Source organism: Sphingomicrobium nitratireducens, from assembly GCF_026157035.1.
GTDB classification, from domain to species: domain Bacteria; phylum Pseudomonadota; class Alphaproteobacteria; order Sphingomonadales; family Sphingomonadaceae; genus Sphingomicrobium; species Sphingomicrobium nitratireducens.
In genome coordinates, this window is record NZ_JANJZA010000001.1 from 599,929 (window position 1) to 626,791 (window position 26,863).

25 protein-coding genes and 1 tRNA gene are annotated in these 26,863 nt (G+C 67.2%); 17 read left to right on the plus strand and 9 right to left on the minus strand.

All coding sequences use genetic code 11. The features are described 5' to 3' along the window. Positions 1-22: 22 nt before the first annotated feature. On the minus strand, positions 23-1,897 hold the full coding sequence (locus NNY25_RS03005) for an autotransporter domain-containing protein (RefSeq protein ID WP_265569873.1): 1,875 nt from the start codon (positions 1,895-1,897) through the stop codon (positions 23-25). 165 nt (positions 1,898-2,062) lie between these two features. Then, positions 2,063-3,373 carry a M20/M25/M40 family metallo-hydrolase gene (locus tag NNY25_RS03010; protein ID WP_265569874.1) on the minus strand — a complete coding sequence of 437 codons (1,311 nt, stop codon included), beginning with the start codon at positions 3,371-3,373 and terminating at the stop codon, positions 2,063-2,065. Positions 3,374-3,486: 113 nt separating this feature from the next. Here NNY25_RS03010 and NNY25_RS03015 point away from each other — a divergent pair, with 113 nt between their 5' ends. The 6 genes from NNY25_RS03015 to NNY25_RS03040 are packed head-to-tail and all read left to right on the plus strand — an operon-like array spanning position 3,487 to position 8,446. Further along, the gene (locus NNY25_RS03015; protein WP_265569875.1) at positions 3,487-4,089 is read left to right on the plus strand and encodes a glycoside hydrolase family 108 protein; all 603 of its coding nucleotides are present in this window, start codon (positions 3,487-3,489) and stop codon (positions 4,087-4,089) included. 15 nt (positions 4,090-4,104) lie between these two features. Next, positions 4,105-4,518, plus strand: coding sequence for a holin family protein (locus tag NNY25_RS03020; RefSeq protein WP_265569876.1), 414 nt, complete (start codon positions 4,105-4,107; stop codon positions 4,516-4,518). Between the two features lie 20 nt (positions 4,519-4,538). Beyond that, positions 4,539-5,432, plus strand: coding sequence for an alpha/beta hydrolase (locus NNY25_RS03025; protein ID WP_265569877.1), 894 nt, complete (start codon positions 4,539-4,541; stop codon positions 5,430-5,432). A gap of 57 nt (positions 5,433-5,489) precedes the next feature. Continuing rightward, positions 5,490-6,023, plus strand: a complete 534-nt coding sequence (gene hslV, locus NNY25_RS03030; protein WP_265569878.1) for an ATP-dependent protease subunit HslV — start codon at positions 5,490-5,492, stop codon at positions 6,021-6,023. Beyond that, on the plus strand, positions 6,024-7,352 hold the full coding sequence (gene hslU, locus NNY25_RS03035) for an ATP-dependent protease ATPase subunit HslU (RefSeq protein WP_265569879.1): 1,329 nt from the start codon (positions 6,024-6,026) through the stop codon (positions 7,350-7,352). Positions 7,353-7,372: 20 nt separating this feature from the next. Continuing rightward, complete coding sequence (locus NNY25_RS03040) at positions 7,373-8,446, plus strand: serine hydrolase domain-containing protein (RefSeq protein WP_265569880.1); 1,074 nt, start codon at positions 7,373-7,375, stop codon at positions 8,444-8,446. Here the strand turns inward: NNY25_RS03040 and NNY25_RS03045 are convergent. Continuing rightward, positions 8,406-9,110 (minus strand): TIGR02117 family protein, encoded by a 705-nt coding sequence (locus NNY25_RS03045; protein WP_265569881.1) that lies wholly within the window; start codon positions 9,108-9,110, stop codon positions 8,406-8,408. The two genes, NNY25_RS03040 and NNY25_RS03045, sit on opposite strands and share 41 nt — an antisense overlap. A gap of 46 nt (positions 9,111-9,156) precedes the next feature. Then, positions 9,157-9,233, minus strand: a tRNA-Pro gene (locus tag NNY25_RS03050). Positions 9,234-9,410: 177 nt separating this feature from the next. On the opposite strand from NNY25_RS03050, the gene yajC reads away from it, so the two are divergent. From yajC to ligA, 7 genes are all read left to right on the plus strand, one after another. Continuing rightward, positions 9,411-9,752, plus strand: a complete 342-nt coding sequence (yajC, locus tag NNY25_RS03055) for a preprotein translocase subunit YajC (RefSeq protein ID WP_420854303.1) — start codon at positions 9,411-9,413, stop codon at positions 9,750-9,752. Next, positions 9,752-11,347, plus strand: a complete 1,596-nt coding sequence (gene secD / locus NNY25_RS03060) for a protein translocase subunit SecD (protein ID WP_265569882.1) — start codon at positions 9,752-9,754, stop codon at positions 11,345-11,347. Before yajC ends, secD begins: the two co-directional genes overlap by 1 nt. Before the next feature lie 14 nt (positions 11,348-11,361). Then, positions 11,362-12,321 (plus strand): protein translocase subunit SecF, encoded by a 960-nt coding sequence (gene secF, locus NNY25_RS03065; protein ID WP_265569883.1) that lies wholly within the window; start codon positions 11,362-11,364, stop codon positions 12,319-12,321. A 68-nt stretch (positions 12,322-12,389) separates the two neighbouring features. Then, the gene (locus tag NNY25_RS03070; protein ID WP_265569884.1) at positions 12,390-13,172 is read left to right on the plus strand and encodes an outer membrane protein assembly factor BamD; all 783 of its coding nucleotides are present in this window, start codon (positions 12,390-12,392) and stop codon (positions 13,170-13,172) included. A gap of 15 nt (positions 13,173-13,187) precedes the next feature. Next, positions 13,188-14,840 (plus strand): DNA repair protein RecN, encoded by a 1,653-nt coding sequence (gene recN / locus NNY25_RS03075; RefSeq protein WP_265569885.1) that lies wholly within the window; start codon positions 13,188-13,190, stop codon positions 14,838-14,840. Continuing rightward, entirely contained in the window at positions 14,837-15,571 is a 735-nt protein-coding gene (locus NNY25_RS03080; RefSeq protein ID WP_265569886.1) for a dienelactone hydrolase family protein, read from the plus strand. Before recN ends, NNY25_RS03080 begins: the two co-directional genes overlap by 4 nt. A gap of 44 nt (positions 15,572-15,615) precedes the next feature. Next, the gene (ligA, locus tag NNY25_RS03085) at positions 15,616-17,610 is read left to right on the plus strand and encodes an NAD-dependent DNA ligase LigA (protein WP_265571449.1); all 1,995 of its coding nucleotides are present in this window, start codon (positions 15,616-15,618) and stop codon (positions 17,608-17,610) included. Here ligA and NNY25_RS03090 read toward each other — a convergent pair. Genes NNY25_RS03090 through NNY25_RS03110 form a run of 5 tightly spaced genes read right to left on the minus strand, consistent with a single transcriptional unit; the run spans position 17,607 to position 22,834 of the window. Then, entirely contained in the window at positions 17,607-18,503 is an 897-nt protein-coding gene (locus NNY25_RS03090) for a 50S ribosomal protein L11 methyltransferase (RefSeq protein ID WP_265569887.1), read from the minus strand. The two genes, ligA and NNY25_RS03090, sit on opposite strands and share 4 nt — an antisense overlap. Then, on the minus strand, positions 18,500-19,420 hold the full coding sequence (gene bla, locus NNY25_RS03095; RefSeq protein ID WP_265569888.1) for a subclass B3 metallo-beta-lactamase: 921 nt from the start codon (positions 19,418-19,420) through the stop codon (positions 18,500-18,502). Before bla ends, NNY25_RS03090 begins: the two co-directional genes overlap by 4 nt. After that, a complete protein-coding gene (locus NNY25_RS03100) occupies positions 19,410-20,129 on the minus strand; it encodes an SDR family NAD(P)-dependent oxidoreductase (protein WP_265569889.1) in 720 nt (239 codons plus the stop codon). Before NNY25_RS03100 ends, bla begins: the two co-directional genes overlap by 11 nt. Positions 20,130-20,169: 40 nt before the next feature. After that, positions 20,170-21,450 carry a methyl-accepting chemotaxis protein gene (locus NNY25_RS03105; RefSeq protein ID WP_265569890.1) on the minus strand — a complete coding sequence of 427 codons (1,281 nt, stop codon included), beginning with the start codon at positions 21,448-21,450 and terminating at the stop codon, positions 20,170-20,172. A 37-nt stretch (positions 21,451-21,487) separates the two neighbouring features. Next, positions 21,488-22,834, minus strand: a complete 1,347-nt coding sequence (locus NNY25_RS03110; protein WP_265569892.1) for a methyl-accepting chemotaxis protein — start codon at positions 22,832-22,834, stop codon at positions 21,488-21,490. Positions 22,835-22,990: 156 nt separating this feature from the next. On the opposite strand from NNY25_RS03110, the gene sdhC reads away from it, so the two are divergent. The 4 genes from sdhC (at position 22,991) to NNY25_RS03130 (ending at position 26,860) form a co-directional block, all read left to right on the plus strand. After that, positions 22,991-23,383 (plus strand): succinate dehydrogenase, cytochrome b556 subunit, encoded by a 393-nt coding sequence (sdhC, locus tag NNY25_RS03115; protein ID WP_265569893.1) that lies wholly within the window; start codon positions 22,991-22,993, stop codon positions 23,381-23,383. Then, positions 23,383-23,775 carry a succinate dehydrogenase, hydrophobic membrane anchor protein gene (gene sdhD / locus NNY25_RS03120; RefSeq protein ID WP_265569894.1) on the plus strand — a complete coding sequence of 131 codons (393 nt, stop codon included), beginning with the start codon at positions 23,383-23,385 and terminating at the stop codon, positions 23,773-23,775. Before sdhC ends, sdhD begins: the two co-directional genes overlap by 1 nt. Before the next feature lie 3 nt (positions 23,776-23,778). Further along, positions 23,779-25,578 carry a succinate dehydrogenase flavoprotein subunit gene (gene sdhA / locus NNY25_RS03125; protein ID WP_265569895.1) on the plus strand — a complete coding sequence of 600 codons (1,800 nt, stop codon included), beginning with the start codon at positions 23,779-23,781 and terminating at the stop codon, positions 25,576-25,578. Positions 25,579-25,750: 172 nt separating this feature from the next. After that, entirely contained in the window at positions 25,751-26,860 is a 1,110-nt protein-coding gene (locus tag NNY25_RS03130) for a hypothetical protein (protein ID WP_265569896.1), read from the plus strand. The last annotated feature ends 3 nt before the right edge of the window (positions 26,861-26,863 follow it).

A 26,863-nucleotide genomic window follows, 5' to 3' on the forward strand; every position in this document is an offset into this window, starting at 1 on the left:
CCATCTGCCGAGCGTGCGGCGCTTAGAAGCCGAAGCTCAGCGCGACGCTGGCGCCGGTCTCGTCGCCGTCGGTCTTGTCGATCGTCGCGTTGGCGGCGACGTCGAGACGGACGCTCGAGAAGATCTGGGCCGAGAAGCCGCCCGAGATGCGACCGTAGAGGTCGTCGGGGGTTTCGCCGACATCGAAGCTGTTGACGATGGTCGGGCTGGCAGTCTGCGAGAAGCTGAACACGCGGCCGTCGCCGTCGAGATCCTTTTCGAGCATCAGGCTGGCGTGCGGACGAAGCTGGACGCCGCTGCCGGCAAAGTCGCCGCGCAGTTCGACGCCAACCGCGCCGCGAAGCGAGCTGTACTCGATCGAATCGACGTTGAGGTTGAGCGCCGGATCGCCGCTCTCGGTGTAGCCGTCGACGTCGACGGTGGCGTAATCGAGCGCGAGCACCGGACCGACGCGCAGCTTGCCGACATTGGCGAGGTAGCCGGCCTTCGCGCCGAGGACGAGGTGATCGCCGTCCATCTCCGCCGAGCGGGCGAGATCCTCGATGATGCCCTCGCGCTCGACTTCATGGTCGTCGGTGCCCCAGCCCGCATAGGCCTGCACAAACGCCGGGCCCATCGCGTAGCCGGCGAACGCGCCGATCTGAAGCGAGGTCGCCTCGGCTTCGGCATAGCCCTCGGCATATTCGGCCTCGGGCATCGAGTAGCGGCCCATCAGGCCGACGACGCCGTTGCCGAAGCCGTATTCGATGCCGCCGTGGACGCCGGCGGTGCGAACCTTGAGCGGGTCCTGCGTCTGGGTCATGTCGATCGAGCGGCTCATCGCGTCGCCGCCCACATAGACCTTGAGGCCCTCGGCCATGTCGCCGTCGCGCGGCGAGGTGCCGTCCATGCGCTGGGTCATCACGCGGCCGAACTGGCGCGCATTGTCGATCGCGAGGTCCGAGCTGGCGGTCATCGAAAGCGGCGCCTGGAGCTGCGCGGCGACATATTTGGCGACAACCTCGAAGCCCGCCGAGGTGAGGTGCAGCTGGTCGCCGTAGACGACGTAGCTGTTGGCGACCGACTTGTCGGCGATGCAGATCGTGTCGAGCAGGAAGGGCGGGCAGGCGATGCCCTGGAAGCCGAACGCGGCGAGGTTGGATTCGAGGTTGCCGAGAACCGCGTTCAGATCGAGATAGTGAACCATCACGCCATTGGCGGCGTAGCCGGCCAGCGTATCGCGCATCTGCGCGTCGAATGCCTGATAATAGGCATCGCGAACCGCGAAGGCGGCGGCCGGGTCGGGCTGGTACTGCACCTCGGGAAGGTTGGCGGTGTTGCCCGCGAGATAGGAGATGTTCTGCGCGCCCGCCGCGACAAGCGCGTCGAGACCGGCAGTGGCGTAGGCTGCCGAGACCGCACCGGCCAGCGGCGCGTTGGCGAGCAAGCCGCCATTCTGCTGGTAGAAGCGCGCGTCGTTGCCGCCGATCGAGATGGCGAGCAGGTCGTTCTCGCCGAACGTGCCGCTGACTTCCGGAAAGACGGTAGGCGCCGGGAACACGTCGCCGCCGCCGCCGAGGAACACGTTCCATTCGGTCGCGAAGCCCGGCAGGCCGGCGTTGGTGTTGGTGTTGTCGGTTAGCGCGCCGCCGATCGCGAAATTGTCGACGTCGACGTTGAGCAGCTGGGCGAGCGTGTCGATATAGTTGGTCCCGCCCGAGAAGCGACCGGTCGGGTAGGCGAGCTTGGCAGAGGCCGGAATGTCGCCGAACGCGTCGATGATCTCGAAGGCATTGCCTTGGTCGGCATAGCTGTCACCGAAGGCGACGATGCGGTCGATGCGCTGGGCATGGGCGGCCTGCGGCATCATCGCCGCGGTGGCGAGAAGGCTCGCCGCAAGCAAACGGGTCTTGGTCATGAAAGAAATGCACTCCTAGCGTCGCCCGGGCGGGCACGGGTTTCGAAACGCTACCGGGATTGCGTGCGCGGGCGCGGGGTCGCAACCCCGACTTTGGTGCCGTTCGTCGAAGTCACGTGGCGCGTGACAGTAATGCTACAACATTTGTTATATTTGGCGGAAAACTCAGCGCGGCGTGTCGGCCAGGCGACTGAGCAGGATCGCGCTGCGCTTGGCCTGGCGCCAGATCGAGGCGATGTCGACGGCTTCTTCGGGCGTGTGGTCGCCGCGGCTCGCGGGGCCCATGCCGGCAAGCCCGTCGACGAGATGCGCGACGAAGCTGATGTCGGCCGCGCCGCGCCGCAGCGGGTCGAGCGCGTCCATCGCGGGCAGGCCGAGATCGGCGTTGACCTCGTTGAGCGCGTCGAGGATCGCGCGGTTGCCCGCGGTCGGCGGCATGGGCGGATAATATTCGTCGAACTCGATGGCCGCCTCGGTGCCCGGTAGGTTCTCGGCGACGATGGCGCGCATCGCGGCTTGGGTGCGTTCGATCTGGTCGAGCGTCATCGCCCGCATGTCGCCGCGCACGTAGGCGATGGGGGCGATGATGTTGGTCTTGCCGCGCGCCGTTCCGCGGATCTTGTCGGCGTCGATCTCGGCTTCCTCGCCGCCGACGATGAGCCCGACATTGTAGGTCAGCCGATCCTCGCCGTAGCGCAGTTTCTCGCGGAAATCGTCGATGATCCGCGCCGCCTCGAACACCGCGCCGTTGCCGAGATAGTCGGAGAAGATGCCCGAGCTGTGGCCCGAGCGCGCGGTGACGGTGACCGTCCAGCTGCCCGCCGAGCGGCGCGCGACCGAGCCCATGTCCTTGCCGTCGTCGACGATGAGGCCCTCGTAGCCAATCGCGATGTCGCTCGCTTCAGCGGCCGCAATCAGCGCGGCGCGGGAAACCGATTGCGGCTCGCCCGAATCCTCCTCGTCGCCCATCAGGACGACGACGATGTCGGCACCATCGAGCGTGCCCGCCGCCTTCATCGCCTGCAGCGCGAGGAGCATGGTGACGATGCCGCCCTTGTCGTCGCCCGCGCCCGGCCCTTGCCCGAAATTGCCGTCGCGCTCCCAGCGCTGGAACGGGCTGTCGGGTTCGAACACGGTATCGAGATGGCCGATGAGGAGGAGCCGCTTGCCGGTTCCGTCGCCGGCGTGGCGCGCGATCAGGTGGCCGGCACGGTCGGTGCCCGGCGCCTCGACCCACTCGGTCGCAAAGCCCAGCGCGTCGAATTCCTTCGCCATCACGCGCCCGACCGCGCGCACGCCCTCGTGGTTCATCGTTCCAGAATTGATGTTCACGATCCGCGCGAGGAGGTCGACCGTCTCGTCTTGCTTGGCATCGACGGTCTCGATCATGGTCCGTTCGGCGGGCGAAAGCTGCGCGGCGGCGGGAGCGGGGAGGGCAAAGGCGGCGAAGAGCGCGGCAAGGGCGAGGCGGGACATGGCGGCAGCCTAGCAGCACTCGGCAACAGCGCAATGCGAGCGATTGGAGAAAATCGCTGTCCTACAATGTGCCAAATCGGTTAATCCAGTGCGACTCGACAGGAGAATGCGCGATGACCCGACCCCAACTTGCCACCCCCGAAAGCATCGCCACGCTCGCCGACGGGTTGGTCGAAGCGCTGATCGAACGAGAGGGCGGATATGTCCATCACCCCGCAGACCGCGGCGGTCCCACCAATTTTGGGATCACGCAGGAGGTCGCCCGCGCGCAAGGATACATGGCCGACATGCGCGACCTGCCGCGCGAGGAGGCACGTGCCATCTATCGCCGCCTCTACTGGCTTCGCCCGGGGCTCGACCGCATCGCGCGGCGCCTGCCGCTGATCGCCGCCGAACTGTTCGACACCGGCGTCAACATGGGGCCCGCGGTCGCGATCACGTTTCTCCAGCGTGCCTTGAACGCGTTGAACCGCGAGCAGCGCGACTATGCCGATCTCGTCCCGGACGGGCGGGTGGGCGCGCAGACGCTGGCCGCGCTCGACGCCTATCTCGCAGTGCGCGCAGGGCAGGGGGGCGAGACCGTGCTGCGCCGCGCCCTCGAGGCGCTTCAGGGCGAACGCTACCTCCGTCTCGCGGAGCGCCGCCCCGCCAACGAGGCCTTTCTCTACGGATGGCTCGCCAACCGGATCGGCCAGATCGACAGCATCAACCTTTAGCAACAGGAGACTATCATGGCCCTCGTCGACGCCATCATCGGCCCGCTCGCCAAGCTGATCGACAAGATCATCCCCGACAAAGAAGCGCGCGCCAAGGCGCAGCTCGAACTCATCCGCCTGCAGGGCTCGCAGGAACTCGAGACCATCGCGGTGCAGATGCAGGCGATCGTGGCCGAGGCGCAGTCGGCGGATCCGTGGACCAGCCGCGCGCGCCCCAGTTTCATGTACGTGATGTACACGCTGATCCTGTTCGCGATTCCGATGGGGCTGATCAGCGCCGCCGACCGCGCCACCGCCGAGGCGATCGCCAGCGGGATGACGGCCTACCTCTCCGGCATTCCCGAGAGCCTCTACGCCTTGTTCGGCACCGGTTATCTTGGCTACACGGCGGCAAGGACGTGGGGGAAGGTGAAGGGAGTCGAGCGCTGATCGACTGGAAGGCGCCCAAGATGAAGCGCCGCGTCAAGCGGATGCGTCGCCGCGTCGGAGCGGCGGGCGAGGCGTCGCTGTGGGCGCTCGAACGGGTCGGCCTGTCGCCGGTCGCCCTGCTCGACACGACCAGCCGCTTCCTCGGCGACAAGGACACGCACTGCCTCGCTGCGGGCAAGCAATATGGAAACGAGCCGCGCCAGAGCCTCGACATCTGGGCCCCGCGCCAGGTCGACGGGCCGCTGCCGGTGGTGGTCTTCTTCTACGGCGGCGGCTGGGTCGGGGGCGAGCGCGGCGAGTTCGGCTATGTCGGACGCGCGCTCGCGGCGCAGGGCTTCCTCGCCGTGCTTCCCGACTACCGCCTCGCGCCGTCGGCCAAGTTCCCGGACTTTATCGAGGACGGGGCGCTGGCGGTGAAATGGCTGATCGACCATGCCGAGGAATATGGCGGCGATCCCGCGCGCATCGCGGTCGCGGGGCATAGCGCGGGTGGACATCTGGCCGCGATGCTCACGCTCAACCGCCGTTACCTCGGCGAACTCGGGCTCGATCCGGGCGTGGTGGGCGCGGCGGTGCTGATGAGCGCGCCGACCCACTTCCTTCCGTTCAAGGACCCGCGCGCAATCGCCGCCTTCGGTCACTGGCCCGAACCGCTCGAGACCCAGCCGATCCGCTTCGCGCGCGGCGATGCGCCGCCGATCCTGATCCAGACCGGCACCGCCGACATCACGGTGCGCGCGCGCAACTCGCAGCAGCTTGCCCACGCGATCGAGAAGGAAGGCGGGGACGTCACGCTGAAGCTCTATCGCGGCGCGGTCCATTCGGACCCGGTGAAGAGCTTCTCGCCGCTGTTCCGGACCAAATATCCGTTCGTCGAGGACATGATCGCCTTCCTGAAGGACAAGCTCGCCTGAACTTGCAGCCGGTGCGCGCGCTCCCCACATGGCATCCCGTACCCAAGGGAGAGGCGATTGGAACAGTTTCACGGAACCACCATCCTCGGCGTCAAGAAGGACGGCAGGACCGTCATCGCCGGTGACGGGCAGGTCAGTCTCGGCAACACGGTGATCAAGCCCAACGCGAAGAAGGTTCGGCGCATCGGCGCGGACGGCAACGTGATCGGCGGGTTCGCCGGAGCGACGGCCGATGCGTTCACCCTTTTCGAGCGGCTGGAAAAGAAGCTCGAGGCCTCGAACGGCAAGCTGATGCGCGCCGCGGTCGAACTGGCCAAGGACTGGCGAACGGACAAGTATCTCAGGAACCTCGAGGCGATGATGATCGTCGCCGATGCGGAGAGCCTGCTGATCCTCACCGGCAATGGAGACGTGCTCGAACCCGAGGGCGGGATCGCCGCGATCGGCTCGGGCGGAAATTATGCGCTCGCGGCCGCGCGCGCGCTGACCGAATACGAGCCCGACCCCGAGAAACTCGCCCGCCGCGCCATGGCGATCGCCGCCGAAGTGTGCGTCTTCACCAACGACCAGCTGACCATCGAGACCGTCTAAGTGAACCAGAATTTCCAGATCGTGCGTAACGGGCCCGAGGCCCTCACCCCCAAGGCAATCGTCGCCGCACTGGACGAGCATATCATCGGCCAGGCCGACGCCAAGAAGGCGGTCGCGGTGGCACTGCGCAACCGCTGGCGCCGCCAGCAGCTCGATGACGAGTTGAAGGCCGAAGTGACGCCCAAGAACATCCTAATGATCGGGCCGACTGGGTGCGGCAAGACCGAGATTTCGCGCCGGTTGGCCAAGCTCGCCGATGCGCCATTCGTCAAGGTCGAGGCGACCAAGTTCACCGAGGTCGGCTATGTCGGGCGCGACGTCGAACAGATCGTGCGCGACCTCGTCGAGGAAGCCGTGCGGCTCGAACGCGACCGCCGCCGGGAGGCGGTGCGCCAGGCGGCCGAGGAAGCGGCGATGGACCGGCTGCTCGATGCGCTGACCGGCAAGGGTGCGAGCGAGGCGACGCGCGCCAGCTTCCGCCAGCGCTTCGCCGACGGCAGCCTCGATGAGGCCGAGGTCGAGATCGAGGTCGCCGAACAGCCCTCGATGCCGTTCGAGATGCCGGGCGGCGGGCAGGTCGGGATGATCAATCTGTCGGACATGATGGGTAAGGCGTTCGGCGGCGCGCCCAAGAAGAGGCGCAAGCTCAAGGTGAAATCCGCGCTCGAGAAGCTAATCGAGGAGGAAGCGGACAAGAGGCTCGACCTCGACGACGTCAACCGCACCGCGCTCGAGGATGCCGAGGCCAACGGCATCGTCTTCCTCGACGAGATCGACAAGATTGCGGTCAGCGACGTGCGCGGCGGCTCGGTCAGCCGCGAGGGCGTCCAGCGCGACCTACTGCCGCTGATCGAGGGAACGACGGTCTCGACCAAGTACGGGCCCCTGAAGACCGACCACATCCTGTTCATCGCGTCGGGCGCGTTCCACGTCGCCAAGCCGTCGGACATGCTTCCCGAACTGCAGGGCCGCCTGCCGATCCGCGTCGAATTGAAGGCGCTGACGCAGGAGGATTTCGTGGCGATCCTCGAATCGACCCGCGCCAGCCTGACCGATCAGTATCGCGCGCTGCTCGGCACCGAGGGCGTCACGGTCGAGTTCGACCGCGGCGGGATCGAGGCACTCGCGCGCATCGCCGCCGAGGTCAACGAGGCGGTCGAAAATATCGGCGCACGGCGCCTTCAGACGGTGATGGAGAAACTGCTCGAGGACATTAGCTTCGAGGCGGAGGAACGGGCCGGAGAGACGATCCGTGTCGACGCCGCCTTCGTCGAAAAGCAGCTTGCGGGAATCGCCCGGAACGCCGACCTGTCGCGCTACGTGCTCTAACTGTAGCGGACGGGGGGAAGATGGACGGGAAGCTGGCGATGATGGTGGCGGCGCTCGCCGTGACGGGGTGCGCGCCCCGACCGATGGCGAGCGTGGGCGATGCCGTGGTGGCGCCTGCGGGCCTTGCCGACGTTGATCCCGCGCGGCGCGCGGCGGTCGAGGCGCTCCTTGAAAAGCATGGCGTACCCGGGCTGCAGTTGGTCGACCTCGAAGCCTGTCGGCCGGTTGCCGCGCTCGAGGCGGGGACGGCGATCGTCGAGAATGCGACCCCGGTCGCGCGCGATACGCTGTTCGAGGCCGCGTCGCTGTCGAAGACCGTCTTCGCCTATCTCGTGATGACCCTCGTCGATGATGGCGTGATCGACCTCGACCGCCCGCTGGCGACCGACGGTTTCGCCTACCCGCGCATCGTCGACCAGCAGTCCTACGCCAAGCTGACGCCCCGTTTGTTGCTGTCGCACCGATCGGGCCTGCCCAACTGGGCGGGCAACCCGCTGACGGCAGGGGCAGCGCCGCCGATCGAGTTCGAGGAGCCGGTCGGCACCTACGTCTATTCGGGCGAGGGCATCCAACTGCTCCAGGCCTATGTCGAATGGAAGACCGGGCGCACGCTCCCCGACCTGTTCGGCGCTCTGCTCGGCGCGGACATGCCGCATAGCCAGTTCGCCGGCCCGGTCCCGCCAGGCGCCCGTGCCAGCAGGGGGTACGGCAACGGGTCGAGCCGTCCGCTGATGCAGGTCGAGGGCAACGGGGTCGCGGCGGCCTCGCTCCTGACGACGGCAGAGGATTTTTCGCACTTCGTCTCCAGGGTCTGCCGCGGCGAGGGGCTGAGCACGGCAGCGCATGCCGAAATGCTCTCGGTCCAGTCCGACTGGTACGAGGATGTCGGGCTTCCCACCGCGCGGCTGATCGGCTGGAGCACGGTCAGGCTGGGCGGCCGCGACCTCGTCGCCCACACCGGCAATAACGGCCAGTATCGCTCGCTCGCGATGTTCGATCCCCAAACCGGGGACGGAATGGTCGTGACGACCAACGGCGAGAATGGGACCGACCTTATTCTCGACCTTCTGGGATTGGGCGAAAGCGCCAGGTAAGTCCCGTCGAAAAGGGCGTCCACAGGCTCGCCTCGACGCCCGCGATCCTCAGCTTCGCGTTGACCCACTGGTTGCAGGTCCTCACCGCGTTGAAGTTGCCGCGTCCCTCGTAGAAGGCGTCGCTGTCCCAGTAGCCGTCATGGTCGATCCGCTGCGGGAGCCGCTCGGCCGACAGATCGAAATCGGCGCGGATCGCGCTGGCAAGGCGACGATATTCCTCGGGGCGCAGGCGCAGCGCGGCGACCGCATAGGCTTCGGGTGCGGACACCCACTGGACGTGCATCACGCGCTCGCCCGCGACCATCGCTTCTGCGGCCGTGTCGAGCTCGAGGTCGGCCCAGGTCGGCGTGTCGAGATAGATGCCGCGATCGCCGGCGCCGATCATCACCCAGTCGGCCGCGGCCCATTGCGGGTTGCCGACATCGCCGGGCGGAAAATCGCCGCGCCAGTCGCGCCCGCCCGCGCTCGCCGGGAGGATAAAATCGAGATGGACGCCGTTCGAGGCGATGTAGACCGGGATGCCTTCATCGGGCTCTTCCCAGTTGGCGTTGACCGGGACGAGCGCACCGATCAGCGCGGCTACCCCGTAGACCAAGGGCAGCGCGAGGATCGCAAGGAGGATGCGCTTGGCGCGCGAGGGGCGCTTGCGCCGACGACGGGTCATGCCCCGACCCTGCCGAAGCGTCCCGTCAATGCAAGCGTGTTAAAAATGGTCGGGGAGACAGGATTCGAACCTGCGACCCCCACACCCCCAGTGTGATGCGCTACCAGGCTGCGCTACTCCCCGACCGACCGGTCAGCCTTATGGGTGGCTGCGGTGCGGTTGCGCCTCTAGCCATTGAACCCGTCCCATGCAAGCACCAGATGCTTGTAAGTCGGGGGGGCGGCGTGATAGGCGCTCCGCCGATGTCTTTGAGGGCAGGGATTTTCCTGCCCGCCCGGAAACAAGAGAATCGCCTTTCCCATGACCTTCGACCTCGTCTCCCTGTCGCTCGGTGCGGCCACCGGCCAGCCGTCGGGCGCCGCCGCCTTCTTCGTCCAGATGTTCCCGCTGGTCCTGATCTTCGTGATCTTCTGGTTCCTGCTCATCCGTCCGCAGCAGAAGCGCATGCGCGAGCACCAGGCCGAGATCGCCGCGGTCCAGAAGGGTGACAAGGTGGTCACCGGCGGCGGGCTGATCGGCAAGGTCGTGCGGGTCACCGACGACGAGGTCGAGATCGATCTGGGTGGCGGCACGCGCGTCACTGCGGTCAAGGCGACCCTCAACTCGGTCGTCGGTGCGCGCTCCAAGCCGGCGAACGACTGATGCTCGACTTCCCGCGCTGGAAGGTCCTGTCGATCTGGGGGATCATCCTCTTCGGCATCCTTCTCTCGATCCCCAGCCTGATGCCCAAGCAGATGGCAGAGGAGCAGTATCCGGGCTTCCTTCCTTCCGCACGCATCAGCCTCGGCCTCGACCTCGCCGGCGGCAGCTACCTGCTGCTCGAGGCGGACGAGCCCGACGCCGCCAAGCAGCGCCTCCAGGCGATGGAAGATACTATCCAGACCGAGCTTCGCCGCAACGAGCCGCGCGTGCGGATCGGCGACGTGTCGACGTCGGACGGGCGTGTCTCGTTCATGGTCCGCGACCCTGCGCAGGTAGACGAGGCGGTCGAGCGCCTGCGCGCCATCACCCAGCCGGTCGCGCTGACCGGGCGCCGCGACTGGGACGTGGCGGTGGTCGATTCGACCCGCGTCACCGTGACCCCGACCGAGGAAGGCGCGCGCGCCGCGATCTCGGACGCGATGACCGTCGCGCGCGACGTCGTGCGCCGCCGCATCGACCCGTCGGGCACCAAGGAAATCACCGTGCGCACCTCGGGCGAGAAGCGCGTCGAGGTGATGGTGCCGGGCGTCGAGGATCCCGAGGCCCTCAAGGACCTGATCGGCCAGACCGCACGCCTCGAATTCAAGCTGGTCGACATGTCTGCCGATCCCGCGCTGGTCGCGCAGGGCCGTGCGCCCGCGGGCTCCGAAGTGCTTCCGATGGCCGACGGCACCGCCTCCATCGCCGTCCAGCGGCGCGTGATGGTCTCGGGCGACCAGCTGGTCGATGCCAAGCAGGCGTTCGACCAGGACGGCAATCCGACCGTGTCGATCACCTTCAACGCAGCCGGTGCGCGCCGTTTCGGCCGCGTCACGCAGGAAAACGTCAACAAGCCCTTCGCGATCATTCTCGACGGGCAGGTTCTTTCCGCCCCCAACATCAACGAGCCGATCCTCGGCGGCCAGGCGCAGATCATGGGCAACTTCACGGTCGACAGCGCCAACCAGCTGGCGATCGCGCTGTCGTCGGGCAAGCTGCCGGTCAAGCTCAACGTCATCGAGGAGCGCACCGTTTCTGCCGATCTCGGCAAGGACTCGATCGAGAAAGGCGTGCTCGCCTCGGTCGTCGCGACCGCGCTGGTGCTGCTCTACATGCTCGTCACCTACGGGCGCTTTGGCGTCTATGCCAACATGGCGCTGGTGGTGAACGCCTTCCTGATCCTGGGCGTGATGGCGGTGTTCAACGCTTCGCTCACCTTGCCCGGCATCGCGGGCTTCGTGCTGACCATCGGCGCGGCGGTCGACGCCAACGTGCTGATCAACGAGCGCATCCGCGAAGAACAGCGACGAGGGCGAAAGACGCTCGACGCGATCGAGAGCGGCTACAAGGAAGCCTCGACCGCGATTTTCGACGCCAACATCACCAACACGATCGCGGCGGTGATCATGCTCTATTTCGGCTCGGGCCCGATCCGCGGCTTCGCGGTGGTGTTGCTGATCGGCATCATCACCTCGGTCTACACCGCGGTGAACTTCACGCGCATGCTGGTCGGTCTGTGGGTGCGCAAGGCGCGTCCCAAGACGCTCGAGATCTGACGGGACTGTAAGACATGAAACTGCTCAAGCTCGTTCCCGACAACACGAACATTGACTTCATGCGCTGGCGCAAGGTCGCCATCGTCATCACGATGAGCCTGGCCGTCGCCTCGCTGATCTTCACCGCCTATCGCGGCCTCAACCTGGGAATCGACTTCGTCGGCGGCCAGGTCGTCCAGGCCGAATTCGAAAAGCCGGTCGACATCGAGGAACTGCGCGGCAACGTCGCGCGGCTCGGCCTCGCCGATGCCTCGATCCAGGAATTCGGGTCGCCCACCACCTTCCAGATCCGCCTGCCGATCCCCGACGGGGACGAGGGCGCGGCGAACAAGGTCGTCTCGGACCTTCGCGCCGGGCTCGAACAGGCCTATCCCGGCGTCGACGTCGGCTCGGGCCAGTCGGTATCGGGCAACGTGTCCGAGGAACTCGCGATGGACGGCGCGCTGTCGCTGCTGTTCGCGATGATCGGGATCGCGACCTACATCTGGTTCCGATTCGAATGGCAGTTCGGCGTGGGCGCGCTTGCGACCCTGTTCCACGACATCTCGCTGCTGCTGGGATTTTTCGCCTGGACCCAGCTCCAGGTCGACCTCAACATCGTCGCCGCCTTCCTGACGGTCGTCGGCTACACGCTCAACGACACGGTCGTCATCTACGACCGCATCCGCGAGAACCTGCGCAAGTATCGCAAGATGGGGATCGTCGAGCTGATCAATTTCTCGTTGAACGAGACGCTCAGCCGCACGATCACCACCTCGGTCGCGCTGCTGCTCGCGATCGGCGCGCTTCTCCTCCTTGGCCCCGAGGTCATCTTCGGGCTCACCATCGCCATCTTCCTCGGCCTGTTCATCGGCACCTATTCGTCGATCTACATCTCCGCGCCGATCCTGGTGATGACGGGGGTCACGCCCGACAGTTTCGTCCACGATGACGCTCCCGCCGTCGGCCCCGCGCGGCCCGGCGGGGCAGCCTGAGCCATCAATTCGTCAAGCGCCCGTTCAGGGCGCTTGGCGGAGGCAATGGTGCAGGTTAAGGAGAGGTCATGCTGAAGAATTTCCGACCCGCCGCGGTCCTCGTCGCCGCTGCTCTCGCCACCTCGCTCGCCGGTTGTGCCGGCAAGAAGGACAAGGGCCTCGACACCAACTATGTCGCGCGCGACGTCAACACGCTCTACGCGCTTGCCAAGGAGCGGCTCGACAATGGCAGCTACAAGCGTGCCGCCGAGCTGTTCAACGAGGTCGAGCGCCAGCACCCCTATTCGGTGTGGGCGCGCCGCGCGCAGCTGATGGGCGCCTTCTCGCACTACATGGCGCACAATTATTCGGACGCGATCAATGCGGGCCAGCGCTTCCTCACCATCTACCCGGGCAACAAGGATGCGCCCTACGCCCACTATCTGATCGCGATGTCCTATTATCGCCAGATCGAGGACGTGACCCGCGACCAGTCGATCACGCAGGACGCGCGCGACAGCTTTTCCGAACTGCTGCGCCGCTATCCCTCGAGCCGCTATGCCGCCGACGCGCGCATCAAGCTCGACCTCGTCAACGACCAGCTGGCGGGCAAGGAAATGGAAGTCGGTCGCTTCTACCAAGGCCAGCGCCAGTGGCTCGCGGCGACGATGCGTTTCCGCCACGTCATCGACAACTACCAGACCACCGCGCACGCCCCCGAGGCGCTGCATCGCTTGGTCGAAAGCTATCTCGCGCTCGGCGTGCGCGACGAGGCGCTCAAGGCCGCCGCTGTGCTCGGGAAGAACTATCCCGACAGCGAATGGTATGAGCGTTCCTACGCGCTGATGCAGAAGCACGGCGCGACGAGCTAGGAGACCCGGGCCGCCATGCTGAGGCAACTCGCCATCCGCGATGTGGTCCTCGTCGAGCGGCTGGAACTGGAGTTCGAGGACGGGCTGACCGTGCTCACCGGCGAAACCGGGGCGGGCAAGTCGATCCTGCTCGACGCGCTCGGCCTCGCGCTGGGCCGCCGCGCCGACAGTGCGCTGGTGAGAAGCGGTGCCGAGCGCGCCGAGGCCAGCGCCGAGATCGAGCTTCCGGGCGACCATCCTGCGCTCGCCGCGCTCGACGACGAGGGCATCGAGCGCGAGCACGGCGAACCCATCATCCTCAAGCGCACGGTCAAGGCTGACGGCGGCAGCCGCGCAAGCCTGTCGGGCAGCGCGGTCGCCGCGCGCACCTTGCGCGAAGTCGGCGAGGCGGCGGTCGAGATCCACGGCCAGCATGACGAGCGCGGGCTGCTCGATCCCAAAGGCCATCGCCGCCTACTCGACGAATTCGGGCGGATCGATACCGCGTCGGTCGCAAGCGCGTGGCGCGCCCTGTGCGCGGCGCGCGAGGCCTTCGAGGAAGCCCGCGCCGAAGTCGACGCCGCCGAAGCCGATCGCGATTTTCTCGACCATGCGGTGGGGGAGCTCGAAGCGCTCGCGCCGCAGGTGGGCGAGGAGGAGGAACTCGCCTCGATGCGCCAGCGGATGAAGGACGCGGCCCGAATCGAGGAAGATCTCGATGCGCTCGACCCGCTCCTGTCGGGGGCCGAAGGCGCGCTGTCGCAGATGCGCCAGGCGGCGCGGCGGCTGCAGCGCATTTCCGAAGTCCATCCCGGTCTGGCCGAGGCGCTGTCGGCAACCGACCGCGCGATCATCGAGGCGGACGCGGCGGAGGAGAAGATTCTCGAGGCGCGGCGCGACCTCATGCACAGCCCGACCGATCTCGACTCGGCGGAAGAGCGGCTGTTCGCGATCCGCGGGCTCGCGCGCAAGCACCGGGTCGATCCCGATGCGCTGCCCGGCCTTCTCGCCGAAATGCAGGCCAAGCTCGAACGGGTCTCGACCGGTGCCGAACGGCTCGCAGCACTCGAAAAGGCGATCGACGCGGCGCAGGGCGCCTACGATGCCGAGGCCGCCCGGGTTCACGAGGCCCGCGTGAAGGCGGCGCAGACGCTCGACGCCAGGGTGGAGGCCGAACTGGTCCCGCTCAAGCTCGATGCGGCGCGCTTCCGCACCGACATCGGCGGTGCCGAGCCCGGACCCTCGGGCTGCGACCATGTCGGCTTCACCATCTCGACCAATCCCGGCGCACCGTTCGGCCCCTTGTCCAAGATCGCCTCGGGCGGCGAATTGTCGCGCTTTATTCTCGCGCTCAAGGTCGCGCTGGCCGAGGTCGGTCATGCCGGAACGATCATCTTCGACGAGATCGATCGCGGCGTCGGCGGCGCGGTAGCAAGCGCGATCGGCGAGCGACTGGCGCGGCTGGCGGGCGATGCGCAGGTGCTGGTCGTCACCCATTCGCCGCAGGTGGCCGCACGCGCCAGGCATCATTACCGGATTGCCAAGGCGAGCGACGGGCAGGTGACGCGCACCTCGGTGTCGCGCCTGTCGGACGAGGAACGGCGCGAGGAAATCGCGCGTATGCTTTCGGGGGCCGACATTACCGACGAAGCCCGCGCGCAGGCCGCGAAATTGATGGAGGCAGCATGATCAACACCGCCGAGACGAGCCAGACCTACGATGGCACCGAACTGCTCCACCTGGTGATGGACGACGGCTCGGGGCAGGCGCGTCCGGGCGTCGTGATCCTGCCGAGCTTCGCCAACCGCGCGGCGGTCGAGGAGGACTATGCCGGGCGGCTGGTCGATCTCGGCTATTCGGTGCTGGTCGCCGACATTTTCGGCAAGGACATGATCGGCCTCGACGTCGGCAAGGATGAGGACAAGCAGAAGGCGTTCGATACGATGAACGCCAAGATGGAAGACCGCGGCGCCTACGTGAAACAGCAGCAGGCGATCCTCGATTTCGCCAAGGCGCAGGACAGTATCGATGGCACCAAGGTCGCGGTGATGGGCTTCTGCTTCGGCGGGCTGTGCACGCTCGACCTCGCGCGCTCGGGCGCCGATTTCCAGGTCGCCGGCAGCTTCCACGGCCTGCTCAAGATTCCCGATTTCGGCACGCGGAAAATCAAGCCCAAGGTCGCGGTCTTCCACGGCTGGGACGACCCGATGGCGCCGCCTGCCGATGTCGTCGCGCTGGGGCAGGAGCTGACCGAACAGGGCGCGTGCGACTGGCAGATCCATGCCTATGGCGGCGTCGGCCACGCCTTCACGAACCCCAACGCATCCAAGCTCGGCATCGACGGGGTCGCGCACAATGCCAATGCCGCCTCGCGCAGCTGGGACAGCTTCTGCGACCTGCTCGCGGAGACGATGCGCTAGTGGACCCCGATACCCTGTCAGAGGCCGAGGCCGCCAATCGGCTGATGCGGCTGGCGCGCGAGATCGCGAAGCACGACAAACTCTACCACGACCGCGACGATCCGGAGATTTCCGACGCGGATTACGACGCGCTCGTCGCGGAGAACCGCGCGCTGGAAGCCGCCTTCCCGCATCTCGTGCGCGACGACAGCCCGTCGCGGAAGGTCGGACACACGCCGTCCTCGCCGCTGTCCAAGGTCACGCACGCGCAGGCGATGCTCAGCCTCGACAACGCCTTCTCGGACGAGGAAGTGCGCGATTTCGTCGGGCGCATGCGGCGCTTCCTGTCACTCGGGCCGGACGAGCCGGTCGTGCTGACCGCCGAACCCAAGATCGACGGCCTGTCCTGTTCGTTGCGCTACGAGGACGGCAGGCTGGTGCTCGCCGCCACGCGCGGGGACGGGAGCGTGGGGGAGGACGTCACCGCCAATGCGCGCACGATCTCCGACGTCCCGCAGGTGCTCGAAGACGCGCCGCCCGTGCTCGAGGTGCGCGGCGAGGTCTACATGGCCAAGGACGATTTCGCGGCGCTCAACGCGCGGCAGGAGGAACTGGGGGGCAAGATCTTCGCCAACCCGCGCAATGCTGCTGCGGGCAGCTTCCGCCAGAAGGACGCCAGCGTCACCGCGGCGCGGCCCCTGCGTTTCTTCGCGCACGGCTGGGGCGAGATTTCCGCCGAGCCCAAGCCGACGCAGGAAGCGATGGTGCGCTGGCTGGAGGAGCTGGGCTTCCCCGTCGCCGACCATTTCACGCGCTGCGAGACGGTCGAGCAGGCGCTGGGCGTCTACGAGACGATCGGGCGTGAACGCGGCGCGCTGCCCTATGACATCGACGGCGTTGTCTACAAGGTCGACCGGCTCGACTGGCAGCACCGTCTCGGCCAGGTCGCGCGCGCCCCGCGCTGGGCGCTGGCGCACAAGTTCCCGGCCGAGCAGGCCGAAACCACCCTCGAGGCGATCGACATCCAGGTCGGGCGCACGGGCAAGCTGACCCCGGTCGGGCGGTTGGCGCCGGTCGGCGTGGGCGGCGTCATCGTCTCCAACGTCACGCTCCACAATCGCGACGAGATCGACCGGCTGGGCCTGCGCGTCGGCGACCGGGTCAGGATCCAGCGCGCGGGCGACGTCATCCCGCAGGTGGTGGAGAATCTCACCCGCGACGAGAAGCGCGCGCCCTACATCTTCCCCGATCATTGCCCCGAATGCGGCTCCGAGGCGGTCGCGGAGGAAAGCGAGGTCGACGTGCGCTGCACCGGCGGCCTCATTTGCCCCGCCCAACGGTTCGAGCGCCTCAAACATTTCGTCAGCCGCGGGGCGATGGATATCGACGGGCTCGGCGCGAAAAGCCTCGAGGAATTCCTCGCGCTCGGCTGGGTCGAGAAGCCCTCGGACATCTTCATCCTCCGCGACCATCGCGACGCCCTGCTGGGCCGTGAGGGCTGGCAGGAGAAGTCGGTCGACAATTTGCTTGCCGCGATCGACGCCAGGCGCGGGTTCGACCCGGGCCGCTTCCTGTTCGGCTTGGGCATCCGCCATGTCGGCGCGGTCACCGCGAAGGACCTGATGAAGGCCTTCACCAATGTCGCGACGCTCGAACGGGTCGCGCGAAGCGACGACGCGATCGTGCAACTGAGCGCGGTCGATGGCGTGGGCGAAGTGGTCGCGCAGGCGGTCGTCGACTTCTTCCACGAGGAGCATAATCGCGAGGAAGTCGCGCGCCTGCTCGAACGCGCAGCGCCCGCCGACTACGTGTCGGACGTCCAGGACACCGCATGGAGCGGCAAGACCATCGTCTTCACCGGCAAGCTGGAAAGCGTCAGCCGCGACGAGGCCAAGGCGCAGGCCGAACGCATGGGCGCCAAGGCGGCGGGATCGGTTTCGAAGAAGACCGACCTCCTCGTCGCTGGGCCCGGCGCGGGCTCCAAGCTCAAGAAGGCGCAGGAAATGGGCGTGCGCACCATGACCGAAGAGGAATGGCTCGCCGAGGTGGCGAAGGCCTAGGCCGGCTTCTCCAGCACCAGCACGCGCCATTCGCCGTCGCCGCCTTCGAGCAGCGTCAGGCCTTGCGCCTGGTAGGCGCCGATGACCGCGTCGGCCTGCGTGTCGAGGAGGCCCGCGAGCACCACGACGCCGCCCGGGGCGAGCGCGGCGGCGAAGCCCGGGGCGAGTTCCTGCAGCGGGCCGGCAAGGATGTTGGCGATGAGGAGGTCGAACGGCGCGCGCGCCTGCAGCATCGGATGATCCATCCCGTCGGCGGTCGCGAGCAGCAGTTCGCCCGCACCGTGCCCGATGGTCACCCCGTTGATCTGTGCATTCTCCTCGCTCACCGCGACCGCGACCGGATCGATGTCGGTCGCGATGCCCTTGGCTTCGGGCCACAGCGCCAGCGCGGCGAAGGCGAGGAGGCCGGTGCCGGTACCGATGTCGGCGATGTTGGCAAATCGCCGCCCCGACGTCTCGAGCCGGTCGAGCGCGGCGAGGCAGCCCGCGGTCGTGTCGTGCTGGCCGGTGCCGAAGGCGAGCCCCGCGTCGATTTCGAAATTGATCGTGTCGTCGGGTCGGTCCCGGAAGTGGAGCGGGGTATGGACGAAGAAGCGCCCGGTGCGGATCGGATCGAGCCCGGCCTGGCTGATCGACACCCAGTCGGTCGTGTCGGGCAGATGTTCGACCTCGGGTTCGCCGTGGGCGGCGAGGCGCTTGAGCAGCACCAGCTCCTGCGTGGTCGGCTCATGGTCGAAATAGGCGTGGAGGCGCCACTCTTCGGGCTGGTTGGCGTCGGGTTCCTCGGCGACCAGCACCGGCGGGCTGTCGTGGAGCGCGAACAGCGCGTCGCCGTCGACCGAGACCGCCTCGGCTTCCGCCTTCGAGCAATCGAGCGTGACTCGCCAGCTCATTGCCCGCCTTGCTCCTTGGCGATGCGCGCTTCGAGCTTGGCGAGTGCGGCGTCGGCGTAGGCCTTGCACGCGGTCGGATCGACCAGCGGCCGGGTGCCGGCGAAGCGGTCGCGCATTTCGCTGGCGGAGGGGTGCGGGGTGAGGAGGATGTCGCATTCGAGCGACCCGACCAGCGCGATCGAGCGGCGCAAGTCGGCGACCACTTCGGGGTGGTCGGTGAAGCGATAGCCCTCGGCGCTGACCGCCGACAGGCTGTCGGCATAGACGATGGTCTTGCAGTCCTCATAGTCGCAGGCGCGCCACGTGTAGCTCATCGCGCCCTTGGTGTGGCCGGGGGTGAAGAGGACGCGGATGACGTTGTCGGCAACGCCGATCGTCTGTCCGTCGCGCAACGGGGCGCTGACCCGCGCGCCCGGGAAATTGTCGATCGCGCCGTATTGCGGGTCGTCCTTGGCGGTCTCGCCGGTCTGCATCACGGTCAGCGCGCGCGGATGCGCGTAGAGCGCCGCCTTCGCGTCCTGCCGGATCTTCGCCAGCGCGCCGACATGGTCGAGATGTTCGTGGCTGTAGAGGATGACGTGGATGCCCTCGGGGTCGAAGCCCGCCTGCTCGATATTGGCAAGGACGAGGTCGGCCGCCTCGGCCGGGCCGCCGTCGATCAGGATATGCTTTTCCTTGCCGCCGTAATTCATCCCCTCGGGCACCGAGCCGGTGATGAGGATCGCGCTGATCCCGCACGTGCCGACCTGGTAGACGTTGGCGAAGACGTGCACCGGCGGCGCGGGCTTGGCCCATTCGTCCCAATCCCCGCAGGCCGCGGCCCATTCTTCGGGCTTGGCGGGCTTCGCCTCGGCGGGCGCGGACAGGGCGGCAGCCAGCGAAAATGCGGCGGCGGCAAGCGTAATCCTAGCGAACATAGCTGGCTCCATTGACGTCGAGGATGGTGCCGGTCGCCGACGGCGGGGCGTCGAGGGCGAGCCAGCGGATGGTCTCGGCGACTTCCTGCGGCGAGGCGACGCGCCCCAGCGGGATGTCGGCGAGCAAGGAGGGGCCGCCACGGCTGTCGAGATAGTCCTCGGCCATGCCGGTCATGGTGAAGCCGGGGCAGACCCCGAAGGCGAGGATGTTCTCCCTCGCGTAGCCGCGCGCGATCGACTTGGTCATCGCGACCATGGCGCCCTTGGAGGCGGCATAATGCCAGTGCTCGGGACTGTCGCCGCGATAGGCGGCGCGGCTGGCGACGTTGACGATGCGCCCCTCCGGCCGGTCGCCAAGGTCGATGCGGCTGCGCCAGTGGGCGATGGCGAGACGCGACAGGTCGGCGGCGGCCTGCAGGTTGACCTGCAGCGTGCGGCCCCAGGCCCCGTGCCAGTCCTCGTCCCCCGCATTGTCGGCGACGGGTTCGAAGATGCCGGCATTGTTGATCAGCACGTCGATCCGCCCGTCGAGCGCGTGGAACGCGTCCTCGAACAGGCGGCGCGGCGCGTCCTTGTCGGCAAAATCGGCAGCGATGAGGCCGTTGCCGCCCCTCGTCGACTGGCCGGCCAATCGATGTCCTGCAGCGCTCAGCGCCTGGTAGGTCGCCGCGCCGATGCCGCGGCTGGCTCCGGTGAGGAGGATGTGCATCGCAAAGCCCTAGACCGGGCAGGCACGATTGGGGAAGGGGTCAGCGCGCGACGTTGGCGGCGAATTCGGCGCTGGCGCTGGAGAAATCGTCCATCTGGCGGGTGAAGTCGCCGAATTCCTTCTCGACGCTGTCGATGTCGCTGGCGACCTGTTCGGTGTCCTCTCGGATCGCGCCGATGGTCGAACTCATGGAGTCGGCGGCGAGCGCGGTCTCGTCGACCGCCGCGGTGATGGTCGTGACCGTCTGCGCCTGCGCTTCCATCGCCTTGCGGATCCCTTCCGCGGACTTCTCGACCTCGCGCACGGTGCGTTCGATCGACGCGTTGCCGGCGACGGTGCGGCGCGTGGCCTCGGTGATCGCGGCGATCTTGGCGGTAATGTCGTCGGTCGCGCGCGCCGTCTGGCTGGCGAGCGACTTCACTTCCTGCGCGACGACCGCGAAGCCGCGGCCCGCATCGCCCGCGCGCGCCGCCTCGATGGTGGCGTTGAGCGCGAGGAGGTTGGTCTGCCCGGCGATGTCGCGGATGAGGCCGAGGATCGATTCGATGGCCTCGACATGGCCCGACAGCGCCTCGGACGTGGCAACCGCGTCGCGCGCTTCCTCGCCGGCGCGGTGCGCGATCCCGGCCGCGCCCTCGACTTCCTCGCGGGCCTGTTCGATCGCGCGGATGAGCCCGGCAGCGGTCTGCGCGGCCTCGCGCATCGCGACCGCCGACTGCTCCGCGGCGGCGGCGACTTCGCTGGTCTTGCCGAGCATGCCGCGTGCCGAGGCGGACGTGGCGTTGGCCTTGCCGAGCACCGCGCGCGCCTTATCGGTCGCCCGCGCGCTGATGGCGCGAACGCGTTCCTGGAAAGTATCGCCATGCGCGCCGCGTTCCTCGGCGGCCTGGTGCGCTTCGCACACCGCGACCTGTGCGAGGATGATGTCGGCCGAATAGAGCATGGTGGTGAGGATCGCGTCGCGGATCGCGGGCGCGTCGCCGCCGCAGCGTGCGTCGGCGGCTTCGAGCATCCTGCGGGTCATCGCGACGCGCTTGACGTTCCAGTGCGGCACGCTGGTCCCGTCGAGGAAGATGGCTTGGCCGATCTCGCCGACGCTGCGGATCCAGTCGGCATCGACCGGCCCGGTGAACAGGCGCGCGACGAAATTCTCGCCGATCTCGCCGAGCGTCTCGCTGGCGGCACCGCGGATCTCGTCTTCAAGGGCGGGCCAGATACGCGCATGGGCAGCAGTGAAGCGTCCGTCCGCCAGGTAGGCGTCGACGCGGTTGGCGACCTGCTGGTCGCTCAGCGGCTGCAATCCAGTCTCGTTCCGGCCCATTGGTCAGTCCCCCCCGAGGGGCCCGCCGAGCCGCCCGTCAGGCGGCAAAGCGGGCGATGAAGTCCCTCGTCGTGTCGCGGAAGGCGGCGATCTGCTGCGAGAAGCGACCGAAGCCCTGCTCGACGCTGTCGATGTCCTTGGCGACGTTTTCGGTATCTTCGCGGATGGCGGCGATGGTGGTGCTCATCGAATCGGCGGCGAGCGCCGTCTCGTCGACCGCGGCGGTGATGGTGGTCACCGTCTGGGCCTGCGCTTCCATCGCCTGGCGAATCTTCTCCGCCGACGACTGCACTTCCTCGACCGTCTTCTGGATCGAGGCATTGCTGTCGACGGTCTGCTTGGTCGCCGTGATAATCGCGGCGATCTTGGTGGTGATGTCGTCGGTCGCGCGCGCCGTCTGGCTGGCGAGCGACTTCACTTCCTGCGCGACGACCGCGAAGCCGCGGCCCGCATCGCCCGCACGCGCCGCCTCGATGGTGGCGTTGAGCGCGAGGAGGTTGGTCTGGCCGGCAATGTCGCGGATGAGGCCGAGGATCGATTCGATCGCCTCGACATGGCCCGACAGCGCCTGGCTGACGGTCACCGCGTCCATCGCCTGCGCGCCTGCGCGGCTGGCGACGTCGGCAGCGCCTTCCACTTCGCCCCGCGCATCCTCGATGGCGCGGATGAGGCCGGCAGCGGTCTGTGCCGCTTCGCGCATCGCGACGGCCGACTGTTCGGCAGCAGCAGCGACTTCGCTGGTCTTACCGAGCATGCCGCGCGCCGAGGCGGCGGTCGACTGGGCCTGGCTCTTCAAGGCCTCGCTCTCGGTCGTGCAGTTCTGGACGACGCCCAAGACCTTGTCGTTGAATTCGCTGGCCTGGCGCGACTGGAGCATCTCGCTCTCGCGGCGGGTCATGGCGATGGCGTAGTGGATGAAGCAGTCGATCTCGATCGCCTGGACTTCCGACAGGGTGCGCGCGAACAGCACGATATCCTCTTCGGAAATGTCGGCGCTGCGGATGGCGATGAAGGCGGCCTCGGTCTCGGCCGATACGCCCGCGAGCAGCGTCGACAGGCTAACCCCGCCCTTCAAGGCGTTTTCGACATAGTCGCGCGACTGGAGGATCCACTCCTCTTCGGCGATGCCGAGGAACTTGTTGCGGATATAGGGCACGATCTTGTCGGCCAGCCGCTCGATTTTTTCCTCGGGAAATGCGTCGGTGATCTCGGGCGACTTGGCGTAGCGGCGCCAGAATTCGCGCGCCATTTCGTGCTCCGCACCCTCGATGGCCGCGTAGAGGCGCTTGGCCCTGTCGGCCAAGTCGTCGGTAAGGTCGTAGAACCGAAGTCCGCGCTTGAGATCGTATTCGCCCATGCTGTCACCCTGAATCACGGTCGCCATGTCCTTGTCTGAGCCCTCTTCACACTGGTGGGGTTTACGCTTGGCTTCCTCCTTGCCCTGAAATGGTTAAGGGCGGGTTAGCCGTGGCACACGATCTTGCCTCTTTGGCGCGCCTTGCCTAAGCGGGGCGGCGCCCGACGGGGAAAGAGGAAATTCATGACTCCAAAGCATCCGCGACCGCTGTCGCCGCATCTCACCATCTGGAAGTGGGGACCGCACATGCTGGTCTCGATCCTGCACCGCATCACGGGCGGCGCGCTGACCGTGGCGGGGCTGGCCATCCTCGTATGGTGGCTGGTGGCGCTGTCGGGCGATGCGGCGGGTCACGCGCGCTTCGTCGCGGCGGCCACCCATCCGCTCGGCATGCTGGTGCTCGTCGGCCTGACCTGGGCCTTCTGGCAGCACCTCTTCTCCGGCCTACGCCATCTCGTCCTCGACATCGGCGCGGGCTACGAGCTCAAGGTCAATCGCTTCTGGGCGGTGATGACGATCGCTGCCTCTCTCTTCTTCACCGCGCTCAGCTGGGCGATGTTCATGGGGATGCTGTGATGAGCACGGGCAAGTCTTCCACCCCGCTCGGCAAGGTGCGCGGCCTCGGCAGCGCGCACGAGGGCGGCAATCACTGGCTGGCCGAACGCTTCGGTGCGGTCGCATTGTTGCTGCTGTCGGCCTGGCTGCTCGCTTCGCTGCTCATGCTGCCCGACCTCGACCAGCGCACGCTTGCGGAATATCTGCGCAGCCCGATGGGCGCGGTGCCGATGGCGCTGTTCGTGATCACTGCCTTCATGCACGGCCTCGACGGGCTCAAGGTCGTCGTCGACGACTATGTACATCACGAGGGCAACCGCATTGCCCTTCACTTCATCCTCACCATGGCCGCGATCGGCGGCGCCGCGCTGGCGCTGTTCGCCCTGGCCAAGATCGCCTTCGGAGCCGCCTGACCCATGAGCGCCTACAAGATCATCGACCATGTCTACGATGTCGTCGTCGTCGGCGCCGGGGGCTCGGGCCTTCGCGCGACCATGGGCGCGGCCGAGAAGGGCCTCAAGACGGCCTGCGTGACCAAGGTCTTCCCGACCCGCAGCCACACCGTCGCGGCGCAGGGCGGCATCGCCGCTTCGCTCGGCAACATGGGGCCGGACCACTGGACCTGGCACATGTACGATACCGTCAAGGGCTCCGACTGGCTCGGCGACCAGGACGCGATCGAATATCTGTGCCGCGAGGCGCCCGCTGCGGTCTATGAACTCGAACATGCCGGCCTGCCGTTCAGCCGCACCGAGGACGGCAAGATCTACCAGCGCGCGTTCGGCGGGATGACGCAGAACATGGGGCAGGGCCCGGCGGCGCAGCGCACCTGCGCGGCGGCCGACCGCACCGGCCACGCCATGCTTCACACGCTCTACCAGCAGAGCCTCAAGTACGACGCCGACTTCTTCATCGAATATTTCGCGCTCGACCTCATCATGGAGGACGGCGAGTGCAAGGGGTTGGTCGCGCTGTGCCTCGACGACGGGTCGATCCACCGCTTCCGCGCGCAGGCCGTGGTGCTCGCGACCGGTGGCTACGGGCGCTGCTATTTCTCGGCGACTTCCGCGCACACCTGCACCGGTGACGGCAACGCGATGGTGCTGCGTGCGGGGCTCCCGTTGCAGGACATGGAATTCGTCCAGTTCCACCCGACCGGCATCTATGGCGCAGGCGTGCTCATCACCGAGGGCGCGCGCGGCGAGGGCGGCTACCTCACCAACGCCGAGGGCGAGCGCTTCATGGAACGCTATGCGCCGAGCGCCAAGGACCTCGCCTCGCGCGACGTCGTGTCGCGTTCGATGGCGATGGAAATCCGCGAAGGCCGCGGGGTGGGCGAGCACAAGGACCACATCTACCTGCACCTCAACCATATCGACCCGGCGATCCTCGCCGAGCGGCTCCCCGGCATCACCGAAACCGCGAAGATCTTCGCGGGCGTCGACATGACGCGCGGGCCGATCCCGGTCGTGCCGACGGTGCACTACAACATGGGCGGGATCCCGACCAATTATCACGGCGAAGTCGTGACGTTGAAGGACGGGAACCCCGACGCGGTCGTGCCCGGCCTGTTCGCGGTGGGGGAGGCGGCCTGCGTCTCGGTCCACGGCGCCAACCGCCTCGGCTCGAACAGCCTCATCGATCTCGTCGTGTTCGGCCGTGCGACGGGGCATCGCCTCGCCGAGATCATCAAGCCCGGCGCGCCGCAGGCCAAGATCACGGATGCCGACAGCGAACTGGCGCTGACCCGGCTCGACACGTTCCGTCACGCTGAGGGCGGCAGCTCGACCGCCGAGATCCGCGACGAGATGCAGCGCACCATGCAGTCGGACTGCGCGGTGTTCCGCACCGAGCGCACCCTCGCCGAGGGCGTCGAGCGGATCGACAAGGTGTTCACCCGGATGCAGGACGTGCGCGTTTCCGACCGCTCGCTCATCTGGAACAGCGACCTCGTCGAAACGCTCGAGCTCGACAACATGCTCGGCCAGGCCAAGGCGACGATGCACCTCGCCGCCAACCGCAAGGAAAGCCGCGGCGCGCACATGCACGAAGATTATCCCGATCGCGACGACGCGAACTGGATGAAACACTCGCTCATCTGGGTCGACGGCTGGGGCGGCAAGGGCGGCAATACCAAGATCGATTACCGCCCGGTCCACGACTACACGCTGACCGACGACATCGGCTATATCGAACCCAAGAAGCGGGTCTACTAAGGACCGCTCACCAGCGGTTCATCGGGGCGCGTCACCTTGGTGGCGCGCCCTTTTTCGTGTGCGCTACTGGCAAATGCGCCGAATGTGGATGCAATACAGATCAATAACACCTATAAGTCATGCGACTCAGGCGTGTTGGAGACCTGCAATGGTCATGCATTTCCTTCGCTTCTTGCCGTTCCTGGTTCTCTCGCTCGGATTTCCCGCTCAAGTCGCGGCCTCGCAGGGCTTCGGTCCTGGCACGTCGGTGAACGGGCTGCGTATCGAAGCCCCACCGCAGGTATTGTTCGATTCTGCGTCGCTCCTCTCGCAAGAGAGTCTGTGTGCCGCATTCGACAATCAGCGTCCTGTCATTCAGGACGCGATCAATGATGCCGTGGTCCAGGCGAACGGCGAGCTGCACCGCCAGGCCGGATCGGATTTCACGCTCGTCCGGTACCGTACCGATATCGCGCCGTGCCGGGCGCGCGCCTATTTTGCCGGGACCGATACGCTCGCGATCCATCTCGACCTGATCGGCAACCGGTTCACCACGAACGTCACTGCACCGGTCATTTCGCAGTCGATGGATCCGCGCCTTTCGGTGACGTTCGACATCAAAGTCGTCGCCTCGCTGGCAATGCCGCGACCCGGATCTCTGTGCGATCCGCAGGTTCAGGGCTCGGTTCTCGTGACCAACATCTCCGCGCCCAAAGGGCAAAACGTCACCGGGGACATCGTCGAATTCGTCTATCCGCTCGTCGATGGATTGCTCGAAGGGAAATTGCGCAACGCGCTGCAGAGCGACCGGGGCTTCGCCGCGGCAGTTCCCGACACGGTGCTCGCGCCGCTACGTGCGGCGGCGTGCAATCGCGGCTTCGGCGTGATCGAGACGCGCTACGCTCCCGGCGACATGTTCCTCGTCCTGCTCGGGACAGGAGACAAGATCGTCGACAATCGCTGCCAGAGCGGCTTCGTCTGGCGACAGATCAAGTCCGACGACCTGGTGTGCGTCACCCCGGAAGAACGTGCGCAGGTCAAGGTCGACAAGCAGCTTGCGGGTGAGAGAACGGTCCCGCTGGACAAGCGCGTCGTCCAGCTATCTTCCGTCTGTATCAATCCATCGGCCTGCGCGAGCGCGCCAACGATGGCTCCGCAGCCCTGTCTGAGCGGGTTCGTCTGGCGTGAAGCAATCGCCGAGGACTTCGTATGCGTGCCACCTGCCCGCCGCGACAAGGTGAAAGCCGACAATCGCGCGGCGGCTTCTCGTCGCATGGATGCGCCAGGCCCGATCGTGAAATAATTC

What these genes read in the sequence shown, in the direction of transcription:
- NNY25_RS03005 (WP_265569873.1), bottom strand. Translation starts at nt 1,897, where the DNA reads ATGACCAAGACCCGTTTGCTTGCGGCGAGCCTTCTCGCCACCGCGGCG.
- NNY25_RS03010 (WP_265569874.1), bottom strand. Translation starts at nt 3,373, where the DNA reads ATGTCCCGCCTCGCCCTTGCCGCGCTCTTCGCCGCCTTTGCCCTCCCC.
- NNY25_RS03015 (WP_265569875.1), top strand. Translation starts at nt 3,487, where the DNA reads ATGACCCGACCCCAACTTGCCACCCCCGAAAGCATCGCCACGCTCGCC.
- NNY25_RS03020 (WP_265569876.1), top strand. Translation starts at nt 4,105, where the DNA reads ATGGCCCTCGTCGACGCCATCATCGGCCCGCTCGCCAAGCTGATCGAC.
- NNY25_RS03025 (WP_265569877.1), top strand. Translation starts at nt 4,539, where the DNA reads ATGAAGCGCCGCGTCAAGCGGATGCGTCGCCGCGTCGGAGCGGCGGGC.
- NNY25_RS03040 (WP_265569880.1), top strand. Translation starts at nt 7,373, where the DNA reads ATGGACGGGAAGCTGGCGATGATGGTGGCGGCGCTCGCCGTGACGGGG.
- NNY25_RS03045 (WP_265569881.1), bottom strand. Translation starts at nt 9,110, where the DNA reads ATGACCCGTCGTCGGCGCAAGCGCCCCTCGCGCGCCAAGCGCATCCTC.
- yajC (WP_420854303.1), top strand. Translation starts at nt 9,411, where the DNA reads ATGACCTTCGACCTCGTCTCCCTGTCGCTCGGTGCGGCCACCGGCCAG.
- secD (WP_265569882.1), top strand. Translation starts at nt 9,752, where the DNA reads ATGCTCGACTTCCCGCGCTGGAAGGTCCTGTCGATCTGGGGGATCATC.
- secF (WP_265569883.1), top strand. Translation starts at nt 11,362, where the DNA reads ATGAAACTGCTCAAGCTCGTTCCCGACAACACGAACATTGACTTCATG.
- NNY25_RS03070 (WP_265569884.1), top strand. Translation starts at nt 12,390, where the DNA reads ATGCTGAAGAATTTCCGACCCGCCGCGGTCCTCGTCGCCGCTGCTCTC.
- recN (WP_265569885.1), top strand. Translation starts at nt 13,188, where the DNA reads ATGCTGAGGCAACTCGCCATCCGCGATGTGGTCCTCGTCGAGCGGCTG.
- NNY25_RS03080 (WP_265569886.1), top strand. Translation starts at nt 14,837, where the DNA reads ATGATCAACACCGCCGAGACGAGCCAGACCTACGATGGCACCGAACTG.
- ligA (WP_265571449.1), top strand. Translation starts at nt 15,616, where the DNA reads ATGCGGCTGGCGCGCGAGATCGCGAAGCACGACAAACTCTACCACGAC.
- NNY25_RS03090 (WP_265569887.1), bottom strand. Translation starts at nt 18,503, where the DNA reads ATGAGCTGGCGAGTCACGCTCGATTGCTCGAAGGCGGAAGCCGAGGCG.
- bla (WP_265569888.1), bottom strand. Translation starts at nt 19,420, where the DNA reads ATGTTCGCTAGGATTACGCTTGCCGCCGCCGCATTTTCGCTGGCTGCC.
- NNY25_RS03100 (WP_265569889.1), bottom strand. Translation starts at nt 20,129, where the DNA reads ATGCACATCCTCCTCACCGGAGCCAGCCGCGGCATCGGCGCGGCGACC.
- NNY25_RS03105 (WP_265569890.1), bottom strand. Translation starts at nt 21,450, where the DNA reads ATGGGCCGGAACGAGACTGGATTGCAGCCGCTGAGCGACCAGCAGGTC.
- NNY25_RS03110 (WP_265569892.1), bottom strand. Translation starts at nt 22,834, where the DNA reads ATGGCGACCGTGATTCAGGGTGACAGCATGGGCGAATACGATCTCAAG.
- sdhC (WP_265569893.1), top strand. Translation starts at nt 22,991, where the DNA reads ATGACTCCAAAGCATCCGCGACCGCTGTCGCCGCATCTCACCATCTGG.
- sdhD (WP_265569894.1), top strand. Translation starts at nt 23,383, where the DNA reads ATGAGCACGGGCAAGTCTTCCACCCCGCTCGGCAAGGTGCGCGGCCTC.
- sdhA (WP_265569895.1), top strand. Translation starts at nt 23,779, where the DNA reads ATGAGCGCCTACAAGATCATCGACCATGTCTACGATGTCGTCGTCGTC.